This is a genomic window from Amycolatopsis sp. NPDC049253 (assembly GCF_040678995.1).
In the GTDB taxonomy this organism is placed as follows: Bacteria; Actinomycetota; Actinomycetes; order Mycobacteriales; family Pseudonocardiaceae; genus Amycolatopsis.
On record NZ_JBFAQX010000009.1, the window covers coordinates 301,981 to 319,798 of the forward strand.

At 72.0% G+C, this 17,818-nt stretch carries 17 protein-coding genes and 1 pseudogene; 7 read left to right on the forward strand and 11 right to left on the reverse strand.

Translation table 11 applies throughout. The features are described from left to right. Positions 1-9: 9 nt before the first annotated feature. The gene (gene guaA / locus AB0K15_RS22885; RefSeq protein ID WP_364053733.1) at positions 10-1,566 is read right to left on the reverse strand and encodes a glutamine-hydrolyzing GMP synthase; all 1,557 of its coding nucleotides are present in this window, start codon (positions 1,564-1,566) and stop codon (positions 10-12) included. Between the two features lie 130 nt (positions 1,567-1,696). Between guaA and AB0K15_RS22890 the strand changes: the two genes are divergently transcribed. Further along, positions 1,697-2,245 carry a DinB family protein gene (locus AB0K15_RS22890; RefSeq protein ID WP_364053736.1) on the forward strand — a complete coding sequence of 183 codons (549 nt, stop codon included), beginning with the start codon at positions 1,697-1,699 and terminating at the stop codon, positions 2,243-2,245. Positions 2,246-2,299: 54 nt separating this feature from the next. Here AB0K15_RS22890 and AB0K15_RS22895 read toward each other — a convergent pair whose 3' ends face one another. Continuing rightward, entirely contained in the window at positions 2,300-2,911 is a 612-nt protein-coding gene (locus AB0K15_RS22895) for a rhomboid family intramembrane serine protease (protein WP_364053739.1), read from the reverse strand. A gap of 137 nt (positions 2,912-3,048) precedes the next feature. Here AB0K15_RS22895 and AB0K15_RS22900 point away from each other — a divergent pair, with 137 nt between their 5' ends. Both AB0K15_RS22900 and AB0K15_RS22905 read left to right on the forward strand, forming a co-directional pair. Then, positions 3,049-4,083: an alcohol dehydrogenase catalytic domain-containing protein gene (locus AB0K15_RS22900; protein WP_364053742.1), complete on the forward strand. Its 1,035-nt coding sequence runs from the start codon at positions 3,049-3,051 to the stop codon at positions 4,081-4,083. A 73-nt stretch (positions 4,084-4,156) separates the two neighbouring features. Continuing rightward, a complete protein-coding gene (locus tag AB0K15_RS22905; RefSeq protein ID WP_364053745.1) occupies positions 4,157-5,602 on the forward strand; it encodes an aldehyde dehydrogenase family protein in 1,446 nt (481 codons plus the stop codon). On the opposite strand, the gene AB0K15_RS22910 is transcribed toward AB0K15_RS22905, so the two are convergent. Next, positions 5,583-6,701, reverse strand: coding sequence for an MFS transporter (locus AB0K15_RS22910; protein ID WP_364053748.1), 1,119 nt, complete (start codon positions 6,699-6,701; stop codon positions 5,583-5,585). The genes AB0K15_RS22905 and AB0K15_RS22910 overlap by 20 nt on opposite strands. On the opposite strand from AB0K15_RS22910, the pseudogene AB0K15_RS22915 reads away from it, so the two are divergent. Both AB0K15_RS22915 and AB0K15_RS22920 read left to right on the forward strand, forming a co-directional pair. Next, positions 6,694-6,861: pseudogene (locus AB0K15_RS22915) on the forward strand (hypothetical protein); the annotation flags it as partial. The gene AB0K15_RS22910 and the pseudogene AB0K15_RS22915 sit on opposite strands and share 8 nt — an antisense overlap. Positions 6,862-6,907: 46 nt before the next feature. Further along, on the forward strand, positions 6,908-7,072 hold the full coding sequence (locus AB0K15_RS22920) for a hypothetical protein (protein WP_364053895.1): 165 nt from the start codon (positions 6,908-6,910) through the stop codon (positions 7,070-7,072). A 19-nt stretch (positions 7,073-7,091) separates the two neighbouring features. On the opposite strand, the gene AB0K15_RS22925 is transcribed toward AB0K15_RS22920, so the two are convergent. Genes AB0K15_RS22925 through AB0K15_RS22945 form a run of 5 tightly spaced genes read right to left on the reverse strand, consistent with a single transcriptional unit; the run spans position 7,092 to position 12,222 of the window. After that, the gene (locus AB0K15_RS22925) at positions 7,092-8,549 is read right to left on the reverse strand and encodes an FAD-dependent oxidoreductase (protein WP_364053751.1); all 1,458 of its coding nucleotides are present in this window, start codon (positions 8,547-8,549) and stop codon (positions 7,092-7,094) included. Positions 8,550-8,608: 59 nt separating this feature from the next. Continuing rightward, positions 8,609-9,166 carry a hypothetical protein gene (locus tag AB0K15_RS22930; protein ID WP_364053754.1) on the reverse strand — a complete coding sequence of 186 codons (558 nt, stop codon included), beginning with the start codon at positions 9,164-9,166 and terminating at the stop codon, positions 8,609-8,611. Between the two features lie 12 nt (positions 9,167-9,178). Beyond that, positions 9,179-9,736: a hypothetical protein gene (locus AB0K15_RS22935; RefSeq protein WP_364053757.1), complete on the reverse strand. Its 558-nt coding sequence runs from the start codon at positions 9,734-9,736 to the stop codon at positions 9,179-9,181. A gap of 54 nt (positions 9,737-9,790) precedes the next feature. Further along, positions 9,791-10,483: a maleylpyruvate isomerase family mycothiol-dependent enzyme gene (locus AB0K15_RS22940; RefSeq protein WP_364053760.1), complete on the reverse strand. Its 693-nt coding sequence runs from the start codon at positions 10,481-10,483 to the stop codon at positions 9,791-9,793. A gap of 32 nt (positions 10,484-10,515) precedes the next feature. Then, entirely contained in the window at positions 10,516-12,222 is a 1,707-nt protein-coding gene (locus AB0K15_RS22945) for a GMC family oxidoreductase (protein ID WP_364053763.1), read from the reverse strand. A gap of 172 nt (positions 12,223-12,394) precedes the next feature. Between AB0K15_RS22945 and AB0K15_RS22950 the strand changes: the two genes are divergently transcribed. Next, a complete protein-coding gene (locus AB0K15_RS22950; protein WP_364053880.1) occupies positions 12,395-12,982 on the forward strand; it encodes a GNAT family N-acetyltransferase in 588 nt (195 codons plus the stop codon). A 45-nt stretch (positions 12,983-13,027) separates the two neighbouring features. On the opposite strand, the gene AB0K15_RS22955 is transcribed toward AB0K15_RS22950, so the two are convergent. Further along, entirely contained in the window at positions 13,028-14,167 is a 1,140-nt protein-coding gene (locus AB0K15_RS22955) for a GuaB3 family IMP dehydrogenase-related protein (protein ID WP_364053766.1), read from the reverse strand. 180 nt (positions 14,168-14,347) lie between these two features. Here AB0K15_RS22955 and AB0K15_RS22960 point away from each other — a divergent pair, with 180 nt between their 5' ends. Beyond that, on the forward strand, positions 14,348-15,625 hold the full coding sequence (locus AB0K15_RS22960) for an MFS transporter (RefSeq protein WP_364053769.1): 1,278 nt from the start codon (positions 14,348-14,350) through the stop codon (positions 15,623-15,625). Here AB0K15_RS22960 and AB0K15_RS22965 read toward each other — a convergent pair. Together AB0K15_RS22965 and guaB are read right to left on the reverse strand one after the other, a co-directional pair. Continuing rightward, positions 15,528-16,025, reverse strand: a complete 498-nt coding sequence (locus AB0K15_RS22965) for a hypothetical protein (protein ID WP_364053772.1) — start codon at positions 16,023-16,025, stop codon at positions 15,528-15,530. The genes AB0K15_RS22960 and AB0K15_RS22965 overlap by 98 nt on opposite strands. Positions 16,026-16,275: 250 nt before the next feature. Next, the gene (guaB, locus tag AB0K15_RS22970) at positions 16,276-17,787 is read right to left on the reverse strand and encodes an IMP dehydrogenase (RefSeq protein ID WP_364053775.1); all 1,512 of its coding nucleotides are present in this window, start codon (positions 17,785-17,787) and stop codon (positions 16,276-16,278) included. Between the last annotated feature and the right edge of the window lie 31 nt (positions 17,788-17,818).

Genomic DNA, 17,818 nt, shown 5'->3' on the forward strand with positions numbered 1-17,818 from the left:
CGTTGAAGCTCATTCCCACTCGATGGTGCCCGGCGGCTTGCTCGTCACGTCGAGGACAACGCGGTTGACCTCCGGCACCTCGTTGGTGATGCGCGTGGAGATGCGTTCCAGCACCTCGTACGGCAGCCGCGTCCAGTCGGCGGTCATGGCGTCCTCCGACGACACCGGACGCAGCACGATCGGGTGACCGTAGGTGCGGCCGTCGCCCTGCACGCCGACGCTGCGGACGTCGGCCAGCAACACCACCGGGCACTGCCAGATCTCGTGGTCCAGGCCCGCGGACGTGAGCTCCTCGCGCGCGATGGCGTCGGCCGCCCGCAGCGTCTCGAGCCGGTCGGCCGTGACCTCGCCGATGATGCGGATGCCCAGGCCCGGGCCGGGGAACGGCTGGCGCTGCACGATCGTCTCCGGCAGCCCCAGCTCGAGGCCCACGCGGCGCACCTCGTCCTTGAACAGCAGGCGCAGCGGCTCGACGAGCTCGAACTGCAGGTCGTCGGGCAGGCCGCCGACGTTGTGGTGGCTCTTGATGTTCGCGGTGCCCTCGCCGCCGCCGGACTCGACGACGTCGGGGTACAGCGTGCCCTGCACCAGGAACTTGTAGTCGCCCTGCGCCTTCAGGTCGCGCTCGGCCTGCTCGAACACGCGGATGAACTCGCGCCCGATGATCTTGCGCTTCTCCTCCGGGTCGGTCACGCCGGCGAGCGCGCCGAGGAAGCGCTCACGCGCGTCGATGGTCACGAGCTTGACGCCCGTGGCCGCCACGAAGTCCTGCTCCACCTGCGTGCGCTCGCCCGCACGCAGCAGGCCGTGGTCCACGAACACGCACGTGAGGCGCTCGCCGATCGCGCGCTGCACCAGCGCCGCCGCGACGGCCGAGTCGACGCCGCCGGACAGGCCGCAGATCGCCCGCCCGTCACCGATCTGCTCGGCGATGCGCGTGACTTGTTCGTCCACAATGGACGACGTGGTCCACTGCGCCTTGATGCCCGCGATGTCGGTCAGGAACCGGCGCAGCACCTCCTGGCCGTGGGGCGAGTGCGCCACCTCGGGGTGGTACTGCACGCCGGCGAACCCGCGGTCGACGTCCTCGAAGCCGGCCACGGCCGCGCCGTCCGAGCTGGCGGTGACCACGGAGCCTTCAGGCGCCTTGGTGACGCTGTCGTTGTGGCTCATCCACGCCGTCTGGTGGCCCGGCAGCCCGGCGTGCAGCCGTCCGCCTTCGCCGACCACGCGTACGTCGGTGCGGCCGAACTCGCGCACGCCGGTCGGCTCGACGACACCGCCGAGAGCGCGGGCGAGCAGCTGGTGGCCGTAGCAGATGCCGAGGATCGGCACACCGGCCTCGACCAGCTTCGGGTCCATGCCCGGGGCGCCCTCGGCGTAGACGCTCGACGGGCCGCCCGACAGGATGATCGCCGACGGGTTCTTGGCCAGCAGGTCCTCGGCGGTCGAGCTCGACGGCACGACCTCGGAGTACACCTGCGCCTCGCGCACCCGGCGGGCGATCAGCTGCGCGTACTGCGCCCCGAAGTCGACAACGAGTACCGGACCGGTGGGATTGGCCACCTACGACCTCCAGGCGAATGAGCGCTTTTGCCTCCATCGTCCCAGGTGGGCTGGGTCACGCCGCCCGCACCCCGTAACTGTGCCCCGAATGAGGACCGCACCTGTCCGCGAAGCGTCCTACGGTTCCCCCATGACTGTCGCATGGACCACCGAACTGCACGACCAGCTCGACTGGCACTGGCAGCACCACGTGCGCCCGCGCCTCGAGGGGCTCACCGACGACGAGTACTTCTGGCAGCCCGTGCCGAACTGCTGGACCGTGCGTCCGCGCGCGGAGAAGCCGGACGGGCCCGGGGCCGGCGACTTCACCGTCGACTTCACGTTCCCGGAGCCGGTGCCGCCGCCCGTCACCACGATCTCCTGGCGCATGTCGCACGTCATCGTCGGCGTGCTCGGCATGCGGGCCGCGTCGCACTTCGGCGGGCCGGCGATGAGCTACGAGACCTTCCCCTACGCCGGGACCGCGGCCGAGGCACTCGACCAGCTCGACTCGGCGTACGCGAGCTGGATCGGCGGGGTGAAGGCACTCGACGCCGAGGCGCTCGCGCGTCCGGTGGGCGAGGCCGAGGGGCCGTTCGCCAAGTACCCGATGGCGGCGCTCGTGCTGCACATCAACCGCGAGACCATCCACCACTGCGCGGAAGTGCTGCTGCTGCGGGATCTCTACCGCAACCGCTGACACCACGACGGCCCGGTCCCCCGACCGGGCCGTCGTACCCCCAGCACCCCCGGGCTAGGCGCGCACCTTCGGCACGAGCAGGAACCCGAGTGCCATGCCCAGCAACGCCGGCAGGCCGTGGTTGTCGTGCGCGAGCGTGTCGACGACCGCGAGCGGCGCCACGAGGATCGGCACCACGATCGCCTGCGTCGGCAGCTTCACGCCGTGGCGGGCCGGCGCCCGCAGCAGCGCCACGGCCAGCGCCCCGATGAGCCCCGCGACGCACATCGAGTTTCCGGCGCCGACGGGCTGCAGCCAGACGTAGCTCATGAACTGGCCGAACAGCCCGCACCCGAAGTACAGGACGAACGTGCGCACCCGGCCGAAGTAGCTCTCCGCCAGCGTGCCGAAGATCGCCAGGATCACCAGGTTGAAGATGCCGCCGAGCAGGCCGCCGTCCTGGAAGAACATGCCGGTGAGCAGACGCCACCACTGCCCGGCGTCGATCGCCGCGCCGTCGCGCCGGACGTGCTCCAGCAGCCCCGGCACCGCCAGCTGAGCGATGAGCGCCGCCGCCGTGACGAGGAACACCGCGCCCGTGAGAACGGGTGCTCGGCGCGGGCCGATCCGGTCGAAGACGGCCACGAACGGGTTGCTGTGCCAGCGTTCCGAGGTCGGGTTGGTCATGCTCTGAACCTAAGGGGAGACCCACCCGAGCACCCCGGACATTTGTCATGACACGGCCGGGGCATGCGTCATGAGGAATGAATTCCGGCCCGGATGACTCGGAACAGGGGAGACGCGAAAACCCGGAAAGGATCTTTATGCGAGCGACACTCATCTACGGCGCCGGCGACGTCCGGGTGGAGACGGTGGCCGACCCGAAGGTGGCCCAGGCGACGGACGCCGTGGTCCGCGTCGTGCGTTCCTGCATCTGCGGCAGCGACCTGTGGCCGTACGGCGGCATGCCCGCGCAGGAGAACGGCCGGCCGATCGGCCACGAGTTCCTCGGCATCGTGGAGGAAACCGGTGCCGACGTGACGAGCGTGCGCAAGGGCGACCTGGTCGTGGCGCCGTTCGTGTACTCGGACAACACGTGCGAGTTCTGCCGCGAAGGACTGCAGACCTCGTGCCTGCACGGTGGCAACTGGGGCGTCGACGGCGTGGACGGTGGCCAGGGCGAGGCCGTGCGCGTGCCCCAGGCCGACGGCACTCTCGTCAAGCTGCCGCACACCGAAGACGAAGACCTGCTGGCCTCACTGCTCACGCTGTCGGACGTGTTCTCCACCGGCCACCACGCGGCCGTGACCGCGGGCGTCGCGCCGGGCAAGGCGGTGACCGTGATCGGCGACGGCGCGGTGGGCCTGTCCGCCGTGCTGGCCGCGAAGCGCCTCGGCGCCGAGCACATCGTCCTCATGGGACGCCACCAGGCGCGCACCGACCTGGGCCGCGAGTTCGGCGCGACGGACGTGGTGGCCGAGCGCGGTGAGGAGGGCATCGCGCGCGTGCGCGAGCTGACCGGCGGCCACGGCACGCACACCGTGCTGGAGTGCGTGGGCACGAAGGCGGCGTTCGAGATGGGCCTCGGCGTGGTGCGCGCGGGTGGCGCGCTGAGCCGCGTGGGCGTGCCGCAGTATCCGGAGGGCCCGATCGGGCGCCCGGTGTTCACGCGCAACATCACGATCACCGGCGGCGTCGCCCCGGCGCGGCACTACATCCCGCAGCTGCTGCCGGACGTGCTCGAGGGCCGCTACCAGCCGGGTCGTGTGTTCGACCGGACGATCGGGCTGGCCGACGTGCCCGCGGGCTACCAGGCGATGGCTGACCGCGAGGCGCTGAAGGTGCTCGTGAAGCCGTGAGCGACGCGCCGCGTGAGCCCCGTAAGGGTGGGGGTTCACGCGGCGCGCACCGCGCCCCCATACCTTGGTACGCATGGACATGATCACCCCGGAGCCGCGGCCCGCGTGGGTCGCCGGACGGGCGGAACAGGGGGCCGAGACCCTCGTCGTGCGGCACCCGGTCGACGGCAGCGAAGTGGCGACCGTGGCGGTGCCCGGCGCGGAGCAGGTGGAGCGCGCCGTGGCGACCGCCGCGGGCGTCGCACGGGAACTCCGCCGCTCCCCCGCGCACGAGCGCGCGGCGGCGCTGGAGCACGTGTCGCGCGGGTTGCGGCTGCGGGCCGAGGAGATCGCCGAGGTGATCACCGCGGAGAACGGCAAGCCGCTCAAGTGGGCGGAGGCCGAGGTGAGCCGCGCGGTTTCGGTGTTCCGCATCGCTTCCGAGGAGGCCCGGCGGTTCAGCGGCGACGTGCAGCGGCTCGACGCCGACCCGTCGGGCGACGCGCGCCTGGCGCTCACGCGACGGGTGCCACGCGGGCCGGTGCTGGGGATCTCGCCGTTCAACTTCCCGCTGAACCTGGTGGCGCACAAGGTCGCGCCGGCGTTGGCGGTCGGCGCGCCGATCATCGTGAAGCCCGCGCCGCGCACGCCGTTGTCGGCCCTGATCCTCGGCGAGATCCTGGCCGAGACGGACCTGCCGGCCGGCGCGTTTTCGGTGCTGCCGCTGGGAAACGAGGCGACACAGGCGCTGGTGGCGGACCCGCGGCTGCCCGTGGTGTCGTTCACCGGCTCCGGCCCCGTCGGCTGGTCGATCGCCGACGCGGCGCCGCGCAAGCACGTGGTGCTGGAGCTCGGTGGCAACGCGGCGGCCGTGGTGCTGCGCGACTGGCCCGATCCCGAGGGCGCGGCGCAGCGGATCGCGACGTTCGGCAACTACCAGGCCGGGCAGTCGTGCATCTCGGTGCAGCGCGTGATCGTCGACGCGGCGGTGGCCGAGGAGTTCGTGCCCGCGCTCGTGGAGGCCGTGGAGGCGCAGCAGACGGGTGACCCGTACGACCGCAGCACCGACGTCGGCCCGGTCGTCGACGAAGCCGCGGCCGAGCGGATCATCGCGTGGGTCGAGGAGGCCGTGGCCGCGGGCGCGAAGGTGCTCACCGGCGGCACGCGCGAGGGCACCCAGGTCGCGCCGACGCTGCTCACGGACGTGCCACCGGACGCACGCGTGTGGGCGGAGGAGGTCTTCGGGCCGGTGCTGGCGGTGTCCGTTGTGGACGGTGTGGACGAGGCCTTCGCGGCGGTCAACGATTCCGCGTACGGGCTGCAGACCGGGGTGTTCACCTCCGACGTGCAGCTGGCGTTCCACGCGTCGGCGGAGCTGGAGGTGGGCGGCGTGATCATCGGTGACGTGCCGTCGTACCGGGCCGACCAGATGCCGTACGGCGGGGTGAAGGGCTCGGGTGCCGGGCGCGAGGGCGTGCCGGCGGCGATGACCGACCTCACCGAAGAGCGCGTGACGGTGTTCACCGGGGTGGATCTGTAGGCACCTTTTCGTTGCGGGAGGCCGGAGGCCGGTCGGTCGTGGCTCGTGGCTGCCCCAGGGCCAGGACCGACCTGGCCAGCAGCGCGACGGCGGTGACACCGGCGGCCAGGCTGGTCGTGTGCGGACCGGTCAGCGCCACGGGCAGGGCCAGCCCGTCCGGCGCGACGGCGAAAGTGATCTGTCCGGCTGCGATGAAAACGAGCCCGACGCCGATGGCCGAGGCCGCTGGCCGGGTACCGGCCCGGCGGGAGACGAACAGTCCCAGTTGGATGGTCGCCCGGTAGACGAGGAAGAGCGCGCCGACCACGAGCGGGGCGAAGCGTTCCTGCTGGAGTGAACGGCTGGCCGCCACGAAGGTGGTGATCGTGGCGACGCCCCACAGCAAGAGCCCGAGGTAGGCGACATGACGCGTCGGATCGCGGAACAGCGCGACTGGGATGAGCGGGGCGCGTGACTTCCGGTCTCCGGCGGCGAACGCCGCGATGATCGTGACACCGGCGAGGCCGAAGCCGGCGGCCTGGCCGGTGCGTCCACCACCGTGAGCGCCTGGATGACCGAGGCCGCGTCCGTGGCCCGGTGACCGTTCGACCCGGTCCCCCGCGACGATCGAAAAACCGAGCGCGACCAGGACGAACACGACATTGACCTCCAGGCAGGCGCGCCAGCTCGCGAGTTGCGTCAGCAGGCCGCCGAGCACGAGGCCGATGGCCGTGCCGCTGCCCATGATCCTTCCGTACGCCTTTTCGCGGCCTGCAGCGGGAAACGCGGCCGAAAGCCGGGCCATCGCGGCCGGGGTCAGGGCCGCCGCACCGATCCCCTGGGCGACCCGGGCGCTGATCAGCACCCACCCCGTGTCCGCCGCGCCGCCGGCCGCGGAAGCGACGCCGAAGATGACCAGGCCGAGGCTCATCACGCGGGTGTAGACGACGGCCTGCGCGATCCGTCCGGCGGCGATCATGAGCGAGCCGCCGGCGAGGACGTAACCGGCCATCACCCAGGCCGGCGCTCCGGAAGACAGGGGCAGATCGGCCACCGTGCCGGGAATCGCGAGCGCCAAGGTCGCCGCGTCGACGGCGACCATGAGCTGAGCCGTGACCACGGCCGCGAGAACGAACCAGGGTCGCCGGCTGAGCCGCGGGGTCTTCGACGCCGTCGGGTCCGGCCGCTACTACTACGCGATCCTCTGCGCCGTCGAGGAGTTCGGTCCGTGCAGCCAGGCCGAGATCGGCCGACGGCTGCGCATGGATCGGAAGGACGTGGCCCAGCGGGTCGTCGAGCTGGAGGACGAGCGCTGGGTCGAGCGCCGTGCGGATCCGGCGCAACCTCGTCCGGCTGGCCGCCCGAGGCCGCGAACGGCTGGACCTGGTTCACGCCCGGTTGGCGGTGGCCCAGGACGAGCTCGTGGCACCGCTCAGCGTCGAGGAGCGAGCCGGCCTCGTCGCGGCACTGCAGAAGATCCTCGGCCGCTAGGTGCTTTCTCCGCGGTTGGTCAGGCGCTCTGCGCGAACTTGAGGACGCCGTCCGGGTCGTAGGTCTTGGCGACCTGGTCGAGCCGGGCGGCGTTGTCGCCGTAGTAGGCGGTTTTCCAGTCGGGCATGGCCGGGTCGAGGTAGTTGACGTAGCCGCCGCCGGCGCCCGCGTCGGCGAGGCCGCTGACCACGGTGGACACCGACTTGGCGACGGTGGCGTGGTTGCCCGTGGTGGCGGGCGCGTAGACCTGGATGCTGGCGAGCGCCTTGCGGTGCGGGAACGCGGTGTCGGCCGGGGCGACGTCGGCGACCGCGCCGCCGAGGCCGTCGATGAGCAGGTCCATGCCCTTGTGCCCGGCGGCGAGGTCGCTGACCTTCGCGCCCGCCACCGGGTCGGTGATGATCCGCGACGAGGCGACGAACGTCTGGCGCGCGGAGCTGCCCGAGAAGTAGTTCATGGCGCCGCCGTAGCTGAGGCTCTTCATCGTGCGGCTGGACGGCGTCGCGTTGAGCTTGCCCAGCAACGCGGTGAGCTCGGCGGTGCCGCCGACGAACGCGCCGCCGACGCGGCACGACACCGGCGAGCCGCCCGACACGACGAGGTTCGACCAGAGCTCGGGCGGGGTCGTGGGGAGCCACTGCTGCCACGCGTCGAGGACGTCGCCCGCCGAACCGCCCGGGAAGTGCAGCGAGAACACCGTGATGCCGGGCGCCGGGTCGGTGCGGAAGGTGAACGACGTGACGATGCCGAAGTTGCCGCCCCCGCCGCCGCGCAGGGCCCAGAACAGGTCGGGCTCGGAGTCGGCGCCGGCGGTGCGCAGCTTGCCGTCGGGGGTCACGACCTGGGCGGAGACGAGGTGGTCGCAGGTGAGGCCGTACTTGCGCGCCACGACGCCGATGCCGCCGCCGAGGGTCAGCCCGGCGATGCCGACCGTCGGGCACGAGCCGGCGGGCAGGCAGCGGCCTGCCTTGGCCAGCGCCGCGTAGACGTCACCCAGCCGCGCGCCGGCGCCGATCACGACCTGGTCGCCCTGGACCTGGACACTCGACATGCTGCCGACGTCGACGATCAGGCCGCCGTCGGGCACGGAGTAGCCGGCGTAGCTGTGTCCCCCGCTGCGCGCGGCGATCGGCAGCCGTGACGCGGCCGCTTCGAAGCAGGCCTGCACGTCTTCGGGTTTCTGCACCTTCGCCACGGCGGCCGGGGTGTGGCCGTCGAACAGCGGGTTGAAGCCGCGCTTGGCGGTGGCGAAGCCGCTGTCGGTGGGCAGCACGAGGTCGCCGCTGAGCTTGCTCCTCAACGCGTTCCAGTCCGGCGGCCCGGACGGCTTCGTCGACGGAGGTGGCGTTGGCGTCGTCTTGGTCGGCGTCGCCGGCGGTTGCCCGGTCGGCGCGGACCCCGGCGCACACGCGGCGGCCACCGCACCGAGGGTGGCGAGCCCGGCGGCCCGCAGCAACGTCCTTCTCCCGACAGTCATGCTTGATCAGACGTTCCGGACAGCGGGGTGGTTCATCGGGTCGCCCGAGCGGGTGTCGGTCAACTCAGCAAGCAGGTGCCGGCTTGAGCCATGAACCGCTTGGTGGCCGGGTCCTCGGCGAGGGTCCCCCTGGCGGTTTGCAGCGCGGCTTCGACCTCTGCGCTGATCGCCTCGACGGCGTCGCCGAAGGTGCTGCGGTCCGTGGCCGGGAGCTGGTCCACGTGCCGGCGCGCCTCAGTGAGCGCGGCTTCGAGCTTGCGGTAAGGCGCGGACAGCCGATCGCGCGCGGGGCTCGCCGGGGCGGCGGCGACCTTGGCCGCGTTGTCGTGCACGATCCGGACCATGCTCGCCGTGAGCTCCGCTGCCGTCTGCTGGTCCCGCTGCCGTTCGGCGAGATCACCCTCCGTGTGGACAGTGTGGGCGCCGAGGTTCCCCAGCTCCGACCGCGAATCCCGGAGCCCGCTGCAGAAAGCGCCCACCCAGTGCCAGGCCAGCTCTTCGGCCGGGGACAAGGTCGGCGCCGCCGGCTTCGACGGCGCGGGAGCCGGTGGCGGGGCGGCCGAGCAACCCGACACCGTCAACGCGACCAGCACGGCCGCCAGTGAGTACCGCCGCATGGACCGGGCCCTTCACGAGCAGACCGGGTAGTCGCGCAGGAAGCGGCCCGTCGCCGGCTCCGCGGCGAAGACCTGGCGCGCGGCTTCGAAGGAGGTGTGGACCTGGCCGGCGTCGGTCTGGAGCTGGGGGCCGAAGGTCGCGGCGGCGGCCGGAGACAGCTGGGCGACGCGCTGCCGGATCCGGGTGAGGTCGGCCTGCAGCTGGGTGTACACGCCGGTCAGGCGGTCGCGGGCGGCGCTCGGCGGGGCGCTCGCGACGTGGGCCGCGTTGGTCTTCACCACCTGCGCCAGGGTGGTCAGGTTCTGAAGCGCGTCCTGCTGGGCCTTCTGCCGCTCGGCGACGGTGGCGTCGACCATCGCCGCGTACGGGATGTCGCTGTAGCCGGTGTTCTTCAGCGACAGCAACGCCGCGGAAGGGCCGCTGCAGAACTCGCCGACCCAGTGGTAGGCGGCGTCCGCCGGCGACGACGACGAGGACGGCGCCGGCGGAGGAGCGGGCGCAGGTGGCTGCGCCGAGCAGCCCGAAACCACCACGACGGCCAGCACGGCCACCACCGGAAACCAGCGCACGAAGTTGTCCCTTCCCCAGTACCTGGCAAAGCCAAGCACAACGGGAAAACCGCCTCACACCAGGGACTTGAACTCCGGCACGGGGCCCTCCAGCGCGTCGCCGGGGCCGCGGCCCGAGAGCCATGCCAGGAGGTCGCCGGGGGTGCCCGTGACGAGGCCGGCGGAGCCGTCGGCCATGGTCCAGGTGTGGGTGCCGTCGGTGAGGCGGATCGGGGGCAGCTCGCCGAGGTACATGCGGATCATGTTGGCCACGACGTCGTCGAGGTAACCACCCAGGAGCGAGCACGCGCTGGCGAAGTCGTGGCCGGCGTCGAGGTCGACGAGGTGGATGGTGGTCTCGGCGAGGCGCAGCGTCAGGGCGTCGGCGCCGGTGATGGGCTGGCCGCCGCGGCCGCGGACGGGCGCGGTCCACGCGTGGTCCGGCAGCGAGGCCGCCAGGTCCACGAGCCGCTCCCCCGACGCGACCACGTCGGCGAGGATCTCGGTCGCACCGCGGGAAGCACCGGCGGCGATGTCGTCGTCGCGGGCGGTGCCGGGGCCGTACATGGGGTGCTCGACGCCGGTGGCGGCCCAGGTCAGGAGGTTGCCGACAGCGTCGGCGTTGCGGGCGAGGTGCGTGAGCAGGTGCGCGCGCGTCCAGCCGGGCAACGCGCTCGGCGCGCGCACCGCGGTTTCATCGAGGGAGCCGATGACCAGGGCCCACTCGTCCTGCAGTTCCCGCACGCGGGTCAACGCCGTTGTCGTCACCCGGCGATCGTAGGAGCTCTCGGCAGGATGAGCTATCGGCGCAGTGCGGCGGGGGCGTCGGAGGGCACAGCGGGGTTCTTCGGCGCCACCGCCTCGAGCCGCGCGTACGGCGCGTCCTGAGCCGGGCGCTGGTCCGCTTCACCCTTGTTGGGCCAGAACGAGAACGCCCGCTCGGCCTGCGCCGTGATCGTCAGCGACGGGTTCACGCCGAGGTTGGCGGTGATCGCCGAACCGTCCACAACGGACAGCCCCGGGTAGCCGTAAACGCGGTGGTACGGGTCGATCACGCCGGACTCCGCGCTGTCACCGATCGGCACGCCACCGATGAAGTGGGCCGTGAGCGGGATGTCGAAGATCTCGCCCCACGTGCCGCCGGGCATGCCGCCGATGCGCTCGGCCGTGCGGACGTTGGCCTCGTGCCCGGCGGGGATGAAGCTCGGGTTGGGCTCGCCGTGGCCCTGCTTCGACGTGTATTTGCGCCGTCCGAAGAGCCCAGGCCGCGTGTACGTGGTGATGGAGTTGTCGAGGCTCTGCATCACCAGCAGGATCACGGTGCGTTCGCTCCAGCGGTAGCCGTTGAGCAGCTTCGCGGACTGCAGCGGGTGCTTGACCAGGAACGTCAGCGCCTGGCGCCAGCGCGGCACCGGCGAAGCGCCGTCGGTGGCGACGGTCTGCAGCAGGCTCATCGCGTTGCTGCCCTTGCCGTAGCGCACGGGCTCGATGTGGGTGTTCTCGTCGGGGTGGATCGACGACGTGATCGCGACGCCCCGGCTGAAGTCGCGCGCGGAGTCCACCGCGGTGCGCGCGGCGCCGATGATCGCCTCGGAGTTCGTGCGCGTCAGCTCACCCAGCCGCCTCGACAGGCGAGGCAGCGCGCCCGTGTCCTTCATGCGGTGCAACAGGTTCTGCGTCCCCCACGTGCCCGCGGCGAACACGACCTGGCCCGCGGTCACGGTGGTGCGGAAGCGCTTCGAGCGCGTGCCGGTCTTCTGCAGCGTCACGCGGTAACCGTCGCCCACCGGCTCGACCGACGCGACGGTGGTGAGCGGGATGACCTTCGCGCCGTCCTGCTCGGCGAGGTACAGGTAGTTCTTGACCAGCGTGTTCTTCGCCCCGACGCGGCAGCCCGTCATGCAGGCGCCGCACTCGGTGCAGCCGACGCGGTCGGGCCCGGCGCCGCCGAAGAACGGGTCGCGCACGGTCTCGCCGGGCTTGCCGAAGTACACGCCCACCGGCGTCGGGTGGAAGGACTCGCCCACGCCCATGTCCTGGGCGACGTCGCGCATCACCACGTCGGACGGCGTCAGCGTCGGGTTCGTGACCACCCCGAGCATCCGGCTCGCCTGGTCGTAGTGCGGCGCGAGTTCCGCCTCCCAGTCGGTGATGTGCGCCCACTGGCGATCGGCGTAGAACGGCTTCAGCGGGCGGTACAACGTGTTCGCGTACACCAGCGACCCACCGCCGACGCCCGCGCCGGCCAGCACCATCACGTCGTTGAGCATGTGGATGCGCTGGATGCCGTAACAGCCGAGCTGCGGCGCCCACAGGTACCGCTTGAGGTCCCACGACGTCTTCGCGAACTCGTCGTCCGCGAACCGCCGCCCCGCCTCCACCATGGCGACTCGGTAGCCCTTCTCGGTGAGCCGCAGCGCCGCCACGCTGCCCCCGAACCCGGACCCCACCACGACCACGTCGTAGTCGGGTCCGCCCTGCGCTGTGGTGGTGTTACTGGCAGTCACAGGTCCGAGCGTAACCCGGGGATGTCCTTCTGACCAGAGGTAAGTTACTCGCCGGTTACATCTCCGGACCGCGGATACCCAGCGCGGCCAACCGATACGATGCCCGCCGATGACGGTGAATTCGGTCCGAGCCCGGCGGCGGGCCGGCGCGGGGAGCCAGACCGGCTTGAAGGTGCGCCTGCGCGAGATCCGCCCCGCTGACCACCGCGTGCTCGCCGGGTTCGACCGCGACGCGGCGCGCGGCCACGACCTGCGGCTCGGCGGCTACCGGCACTGGGCCGCGCACCGCGGCCGCGCAGCCGATCCCGGCGACGACTTCCACTTCGCCATCGAAGCGGTGCACAGCCGGGCAGTGGTCGGGTCCATGTGGATCCAGGCCGATCCGGCGACGCGCCGCTTCAGCTACGGCATCGGGATCGGCCCGCAGCACCGCCGTTGCGGGTACGCCGCCGACGCGGTCACCGTGCTGCTCACGGTCATGTTCGAGCAGCGCGGCTACCGCGAGTGCGTGGTGAGCGTGAACGGCGCCAACTTCGCTTCCCTTGCGCTGCACGGAGAACTCGGCTTCCGCGAGGAAGGTCGGCCGCGCGACACCGAGCTGCGGCACGGAGAGGTGCGGTACCCCGTCCTGATGGGCCTCACCGCGGCCCGGTTCGCCGCGCACCGGCCGAACGTGCGCGGACCTCTGCGTCCCGAGCGCGGACGGCACTGGCGAACCCCGCGGCGCGGCCGGCACTGGGCGTCCCGCACGGCGTCGTGAGAGAGGCCCCCACGTCCAGGACGCGGGGGCCTCTCACTCTGACGATCAGCGGCGGACGGTCAGCCCGACCCGCTGGAACTCCTTCAGGTCCGAGTACCCCGTCTTCGCCATCGCGCGGCGCAGGGCGCCGAAGAGGTTCACCACGCCCTCGGCGTCCGACGAGGGGCCGAAGAGCAGTGTCTTCAGGTCCACCGCGTAGTCGGAGTCCGGGCCGGCCACGACGCGCGAGCGCGGCAGCGACGGGTGCGCCGCGGCGGCGGTCCAGTAGAGGCCCTGGCCGGGGGCGTCGGTGGCGGTCGCCAGGGGCGCGCCGAGCATCACGGCGTCGGCGCCGCAAGCGATGGCCTTGGCGATGTCGCCCGAGGTGGTCATGCCGCCGTCGGCGAGGACGTGCACGTAGCGGCCGCCGGTTTCGTCGAGGTAGTCGCGGCGGGCGGCCGCGGCGTCGACGACGGCGGTGGCCATGGGGACGCCGATGCCGAGCACGCGGTCGGTGCTGGTGACGCCCGGGGTGTAGCCGTGGCCGACGATCACGCCCGCCGCGCCGGTGCGCATGAGGTGCATGGCCGTGCGGTAGTCGCTCACGCCGCCGGCGATCACCGGCACGTCGAGGCGGCCGATGAACTCCTTGAGGTTGAGCGGTTCCGCGTCGCGCTGCACGTGTTCGGCGGAGATGATCGTGCCCTGCACCACGAGGATCTCGACGCCGGCGGCCAGCAGGTCGGGCGTGAGCTCGGCGGCGTGCTGCGGGCTCACGCGCGCGGCCACCGTGACGCCCGACTCGCGGACGGTCTTGATCGCCTCGGTCAGCAGGTCGAGCCGGACCGGAGTGGCGTGCAGCTCCTGCAGCTCGCGGACGACGGCCGTGGGGTCCTCGGTGTCCTCCGCGGCGCGGACCAGCCGGAAGATGGCGTCCTCGACGTTGGCGTGGCGCGCCCACAGACCCTCGGCGTTGAGCACGCCCAGGCCGCCCAGCTCGCCGATCGCGACGGCCGTGCCCGGCGACACGATGGCGTCGGTCGGGTGCGTGACCAGCGGCAGGTCGAAGCGGTAGGCGTCGATCTGCCAGGCCGTCGACACCACCGACGACGACCGCGTGCGCCGCGACGGCACGATCTCCACGTCATCGAGGTCATACGCCCGCCGCGCGGTGCGACCCATCCCGATCTCGACCAGATCCCGCACGTGATGTCCCTTCTCGCACCGACGACAACACCCTCCATTGTCGCTAGTCCGCGTGGGTGACCAACGCACGGGGCCCGTTTCGAGGGCGAACAACCGCAGGTTGTGCAGCGCGTCACGCGGTTGTTTGCCACCGCCCTTTCGTGCGCTGTTGGATGCGTCGGACGACGACAGGGGACGAGAGTGGCGCTGGGGCAGGACTTCCGACGGCTGTGGCTCGCCTACGCCACGAGCACCGCGGGCACGTGGCTCGCCCTCGACGCGTTCCCGTTCATCGCCGTGACGGTGCTCCACAGCAGCACCACGGAGGTCTCGGTGCTGGCCGCGGCTGGCCTGGCCGTGGGCGCGCTGATCGCGGTGCCGCTGGGGCCGTGGGTGGAGTTCCGGCGCAAACGGCCGGTGCTGGTGGCGATGGACGCCGTGCGCTTCGCCGCACTGTTGACCCTGCCACTCGGCTACGCGCTGGGCGGGCTCACGTTCGGGCAGCTCGTGGCGGTGTCGGTGGTCGTGGCGGCCGCGAACATCGTGTTCACGGCGGCCAGTGGTGCGTATCTCAAGGGCATGGCGACGGGCGAGGACCTGCTCGTCGCCAACGGCCGGTTCGAGACCACGCAGTGGACCGCCACCGCCGTCGGCCCGCCGTCGGGCGGCGCGCTGATCGGCGTGTTCGGACCACTCACGACGGTGGTGCTCGACAGCGTCAGCTACCTGCTCTCCGCGCTCGCGATCGGCGCCATCCGCACGCCCGAGCCGCCGCCCACCGCACGCCCGGCGACGGTCCGGACCAAAGACGTGCTCGACGGCTGGCACTACATCCTCGGCCACCCGCGGCTGCGCGCGTTGTTCCTCAACACGACGCTGGTGAACGGCCTGATCATGGCGACCTCACCCCTGCTCGCGATCCTGCTCCTGCGGGAGCTCGGGTTCGCCGCGTGGCAGTACGGGCTGGCGTTCGGCGTGCCGTGCCTCGGCGGGCTGCTCGGCTCACGGCTGTCGCGCCGGATCACCGCGCGGTTCGGGCCCGAGCGTGTGCTGCTGGTGACGGGGACGCTGCGCGTGATCTGGCCGGTGGCGCTCGCGTTCACGCCGCACGGGCCGGCCGGGCTCGGGTTCGTGATGCTCGTCGAGTTCGGGCTGATCCTCACGATCGGCATCTTCAACCCGGTCTCGGCCACCTACCGGCTGCAGGAGACGGAGACCTCGCGCGCCGCCCGCGTGCTGTCGGCGTGGGGCATCACCGGCGGCGCGACGCGGGCCGCGCTGACACTGGTGTGGGGTGCGCTCGGCGCGTGGCTCGGCACGCGCGAGGCGATCGGCCTGGCGGGCCTGCTGATGCTGGCCACGCCCGTGCTGCTGTGGCGGGTCAGAACAACGTCACGCCCGCCACGGCCCCCGCGACCGCGGAAAGCAGGCCCACCGCCAGCGACACCCGCAGCGCCCGCTTCCCGCCCCGCACCATGAGGAACACCGCGTAGGCCAGCACGATCACCCCGATCACGCCGCCCCAGACCGGACCGACGAACAACGAGGTGCGCACGATCGTCGTCTCGCCGCCGCTGCGCACCGCGCGCACAGCACCGGAGTGGTCGGCCCGGGTGAGCTCCACGGCGGCGCCGACGCCGGCGTCGAGACGCGGATCGTCGCCGGACACCTCGACGTCTTCGCCGATCTGCGTGGTGAACCGCACCACGTAGCGGAGGGGACGGTCGCCGGCGCCGGGCACTTCGCGGCAGCTCACGACCTGCGCGGCCTCGACGTGCGCCGGTCCTCCGTACTCCACCACGAGACCCGCCGCGACGGTCGCCGGCACGGCGAAGCCGACGACGACCACGAACAACTCGGCGAGACGATCCGCTTTCACCGCACCACTCAGCCAAACCTCGGCCGTCACCGTGAGGGGACAAATGCCGCTCAGTGCCCAGCGCCCCGAAAACCGCGTCAGAAGGAGACGCGCTCCACGGAATCCGTTCGCAGCACCGATTCCTGCTGGAAGAGCTGCTGGTAGTCGATGCGGGTCACGACCCGTCGTGAAATGGACATCCCGCCCGCCCCCCTTTCGAGAAGGATCAACGTCTCGAAGTGTGCTGGGGCGGACGGGATGTCCGGACGAGTTACCGCGCGGAGTAGTTCGGGGCCTCGACGGTCATCGTGATGTCGTGCGGGTGGCTCTCCTTCAGCCCAGCCGCCGTGATGCGGACGAGCTGCGCCTCCTGCAGCTGCGCGATCGTCTCGGCGCCCGCGTAGCCCATGCCGGCGCGCAGGCCGCCCACGAGCTGGTGCACGACGTTGGCGAGCGGCCCGCGGAACGGGATGCGGCCTTCGATGCCCTCGGGGACGAGCTTGTCCTCGTTGAGCACGTCGTCCTGCGCGTAGCGGTCCTTGGAGTACGACTTGCCCTGGCCGCGCGACTGCATCGCACCGAGGGAGCCCATGCCGCGGTAGACCTTGAACTGCTTGCCGCCGACGAGGATCAGGTCACCGGGCGACTCGGCGGTGCCGGCGAGCAGGCTGCCCAGCATCACGGTCGACGCGCCGGCCGCGATGGCCTTGGCGATGTCGCCGGAGTACTGGATGCCGCCGTCGCCGATCACCGGGATGCCGGCCGGGCGGCAGGCCTGGTCGGCCTCGTAGATCGCGGAGATCTGCGGCACGCCGACACCGGCGACGATGCGCGTGGTGCAGATCGAGCCCGGGCCGACGCCGACCTTCACGCCGTCCACGCCAGCGTCGACGAGCGCCTGCGCGCCCGCGCGCGTGGCGACGTTGCCGCCGACGATGTCGACGGTGTCGCCCAGCTCCTTCTTCAGCAGCTTCACGGTCTCGACCACGGCGCGGGAGTGGCCGTGGGCGGTGTCGACCATCAGCACGTCGACGCCGGCCTCGGCCAGCGTCATCGCGCGCTTGTGCCCGTCGGCGCCGACGCCCACGGCCGCGCCGACGATCAGCCGGCCGTCGGTGTCCTTGGTGGCGTTGGGGTACTGCTCGGTCTTCACGAAGTCCTTGACCGTGATCAGGCCGCGGAGCTTGCCCGCGCCGTCGACGATCGGCAGCTTCTCGATCTTGTGGCGGCGCAGCAGGCCGAGCGCGGCGTCGGCCGTCACGCCGACCTGCGCGGTGATCAGCGGCGCCTTCGTCATGACGTCGCTGACCAGACGCGTGTAGTCCACCTCGAACCGCATGTCGCGGTTGGTGATGATGCCCACGAGCGAGCCGGACGCGTCGGTGACCGGGACGCCGGAGATGCGGAAGCGGGCGCAGAGGGCGTCGACCTCGGCCAGCGTGTCGTCGGGCGAGCAGGTGACGGGGTCGGTGACCATGCCGGCCTCGGACCGCTTCACCACCTCGACGGCGGCGGCCTGCTCGTCGATCGGCAGGTTGCGCTGCAGCACGCCGATGCCGCCCTGACGCGCCATGGCGATCGCCATGCGGGCCTCGGTGACGGTGTCCATGGCGGCGGAGACCAGCGGGACGTTGAGGGTGATGTTGCGCGTGAGGCGAGTACTCGTGTCGACCCCGCTGGGCACCACGTCGGATTCGGCCGGCAGCAGCAGCACGTCGTCGAAGGTCAGGCCCAGCATCGCGAACTTGCTGGGCACGGGGGCAGTGATGCTTTCGCTGGTCATAGCGGGCGAAGGGCCTTCCTGGCGGGGGTGA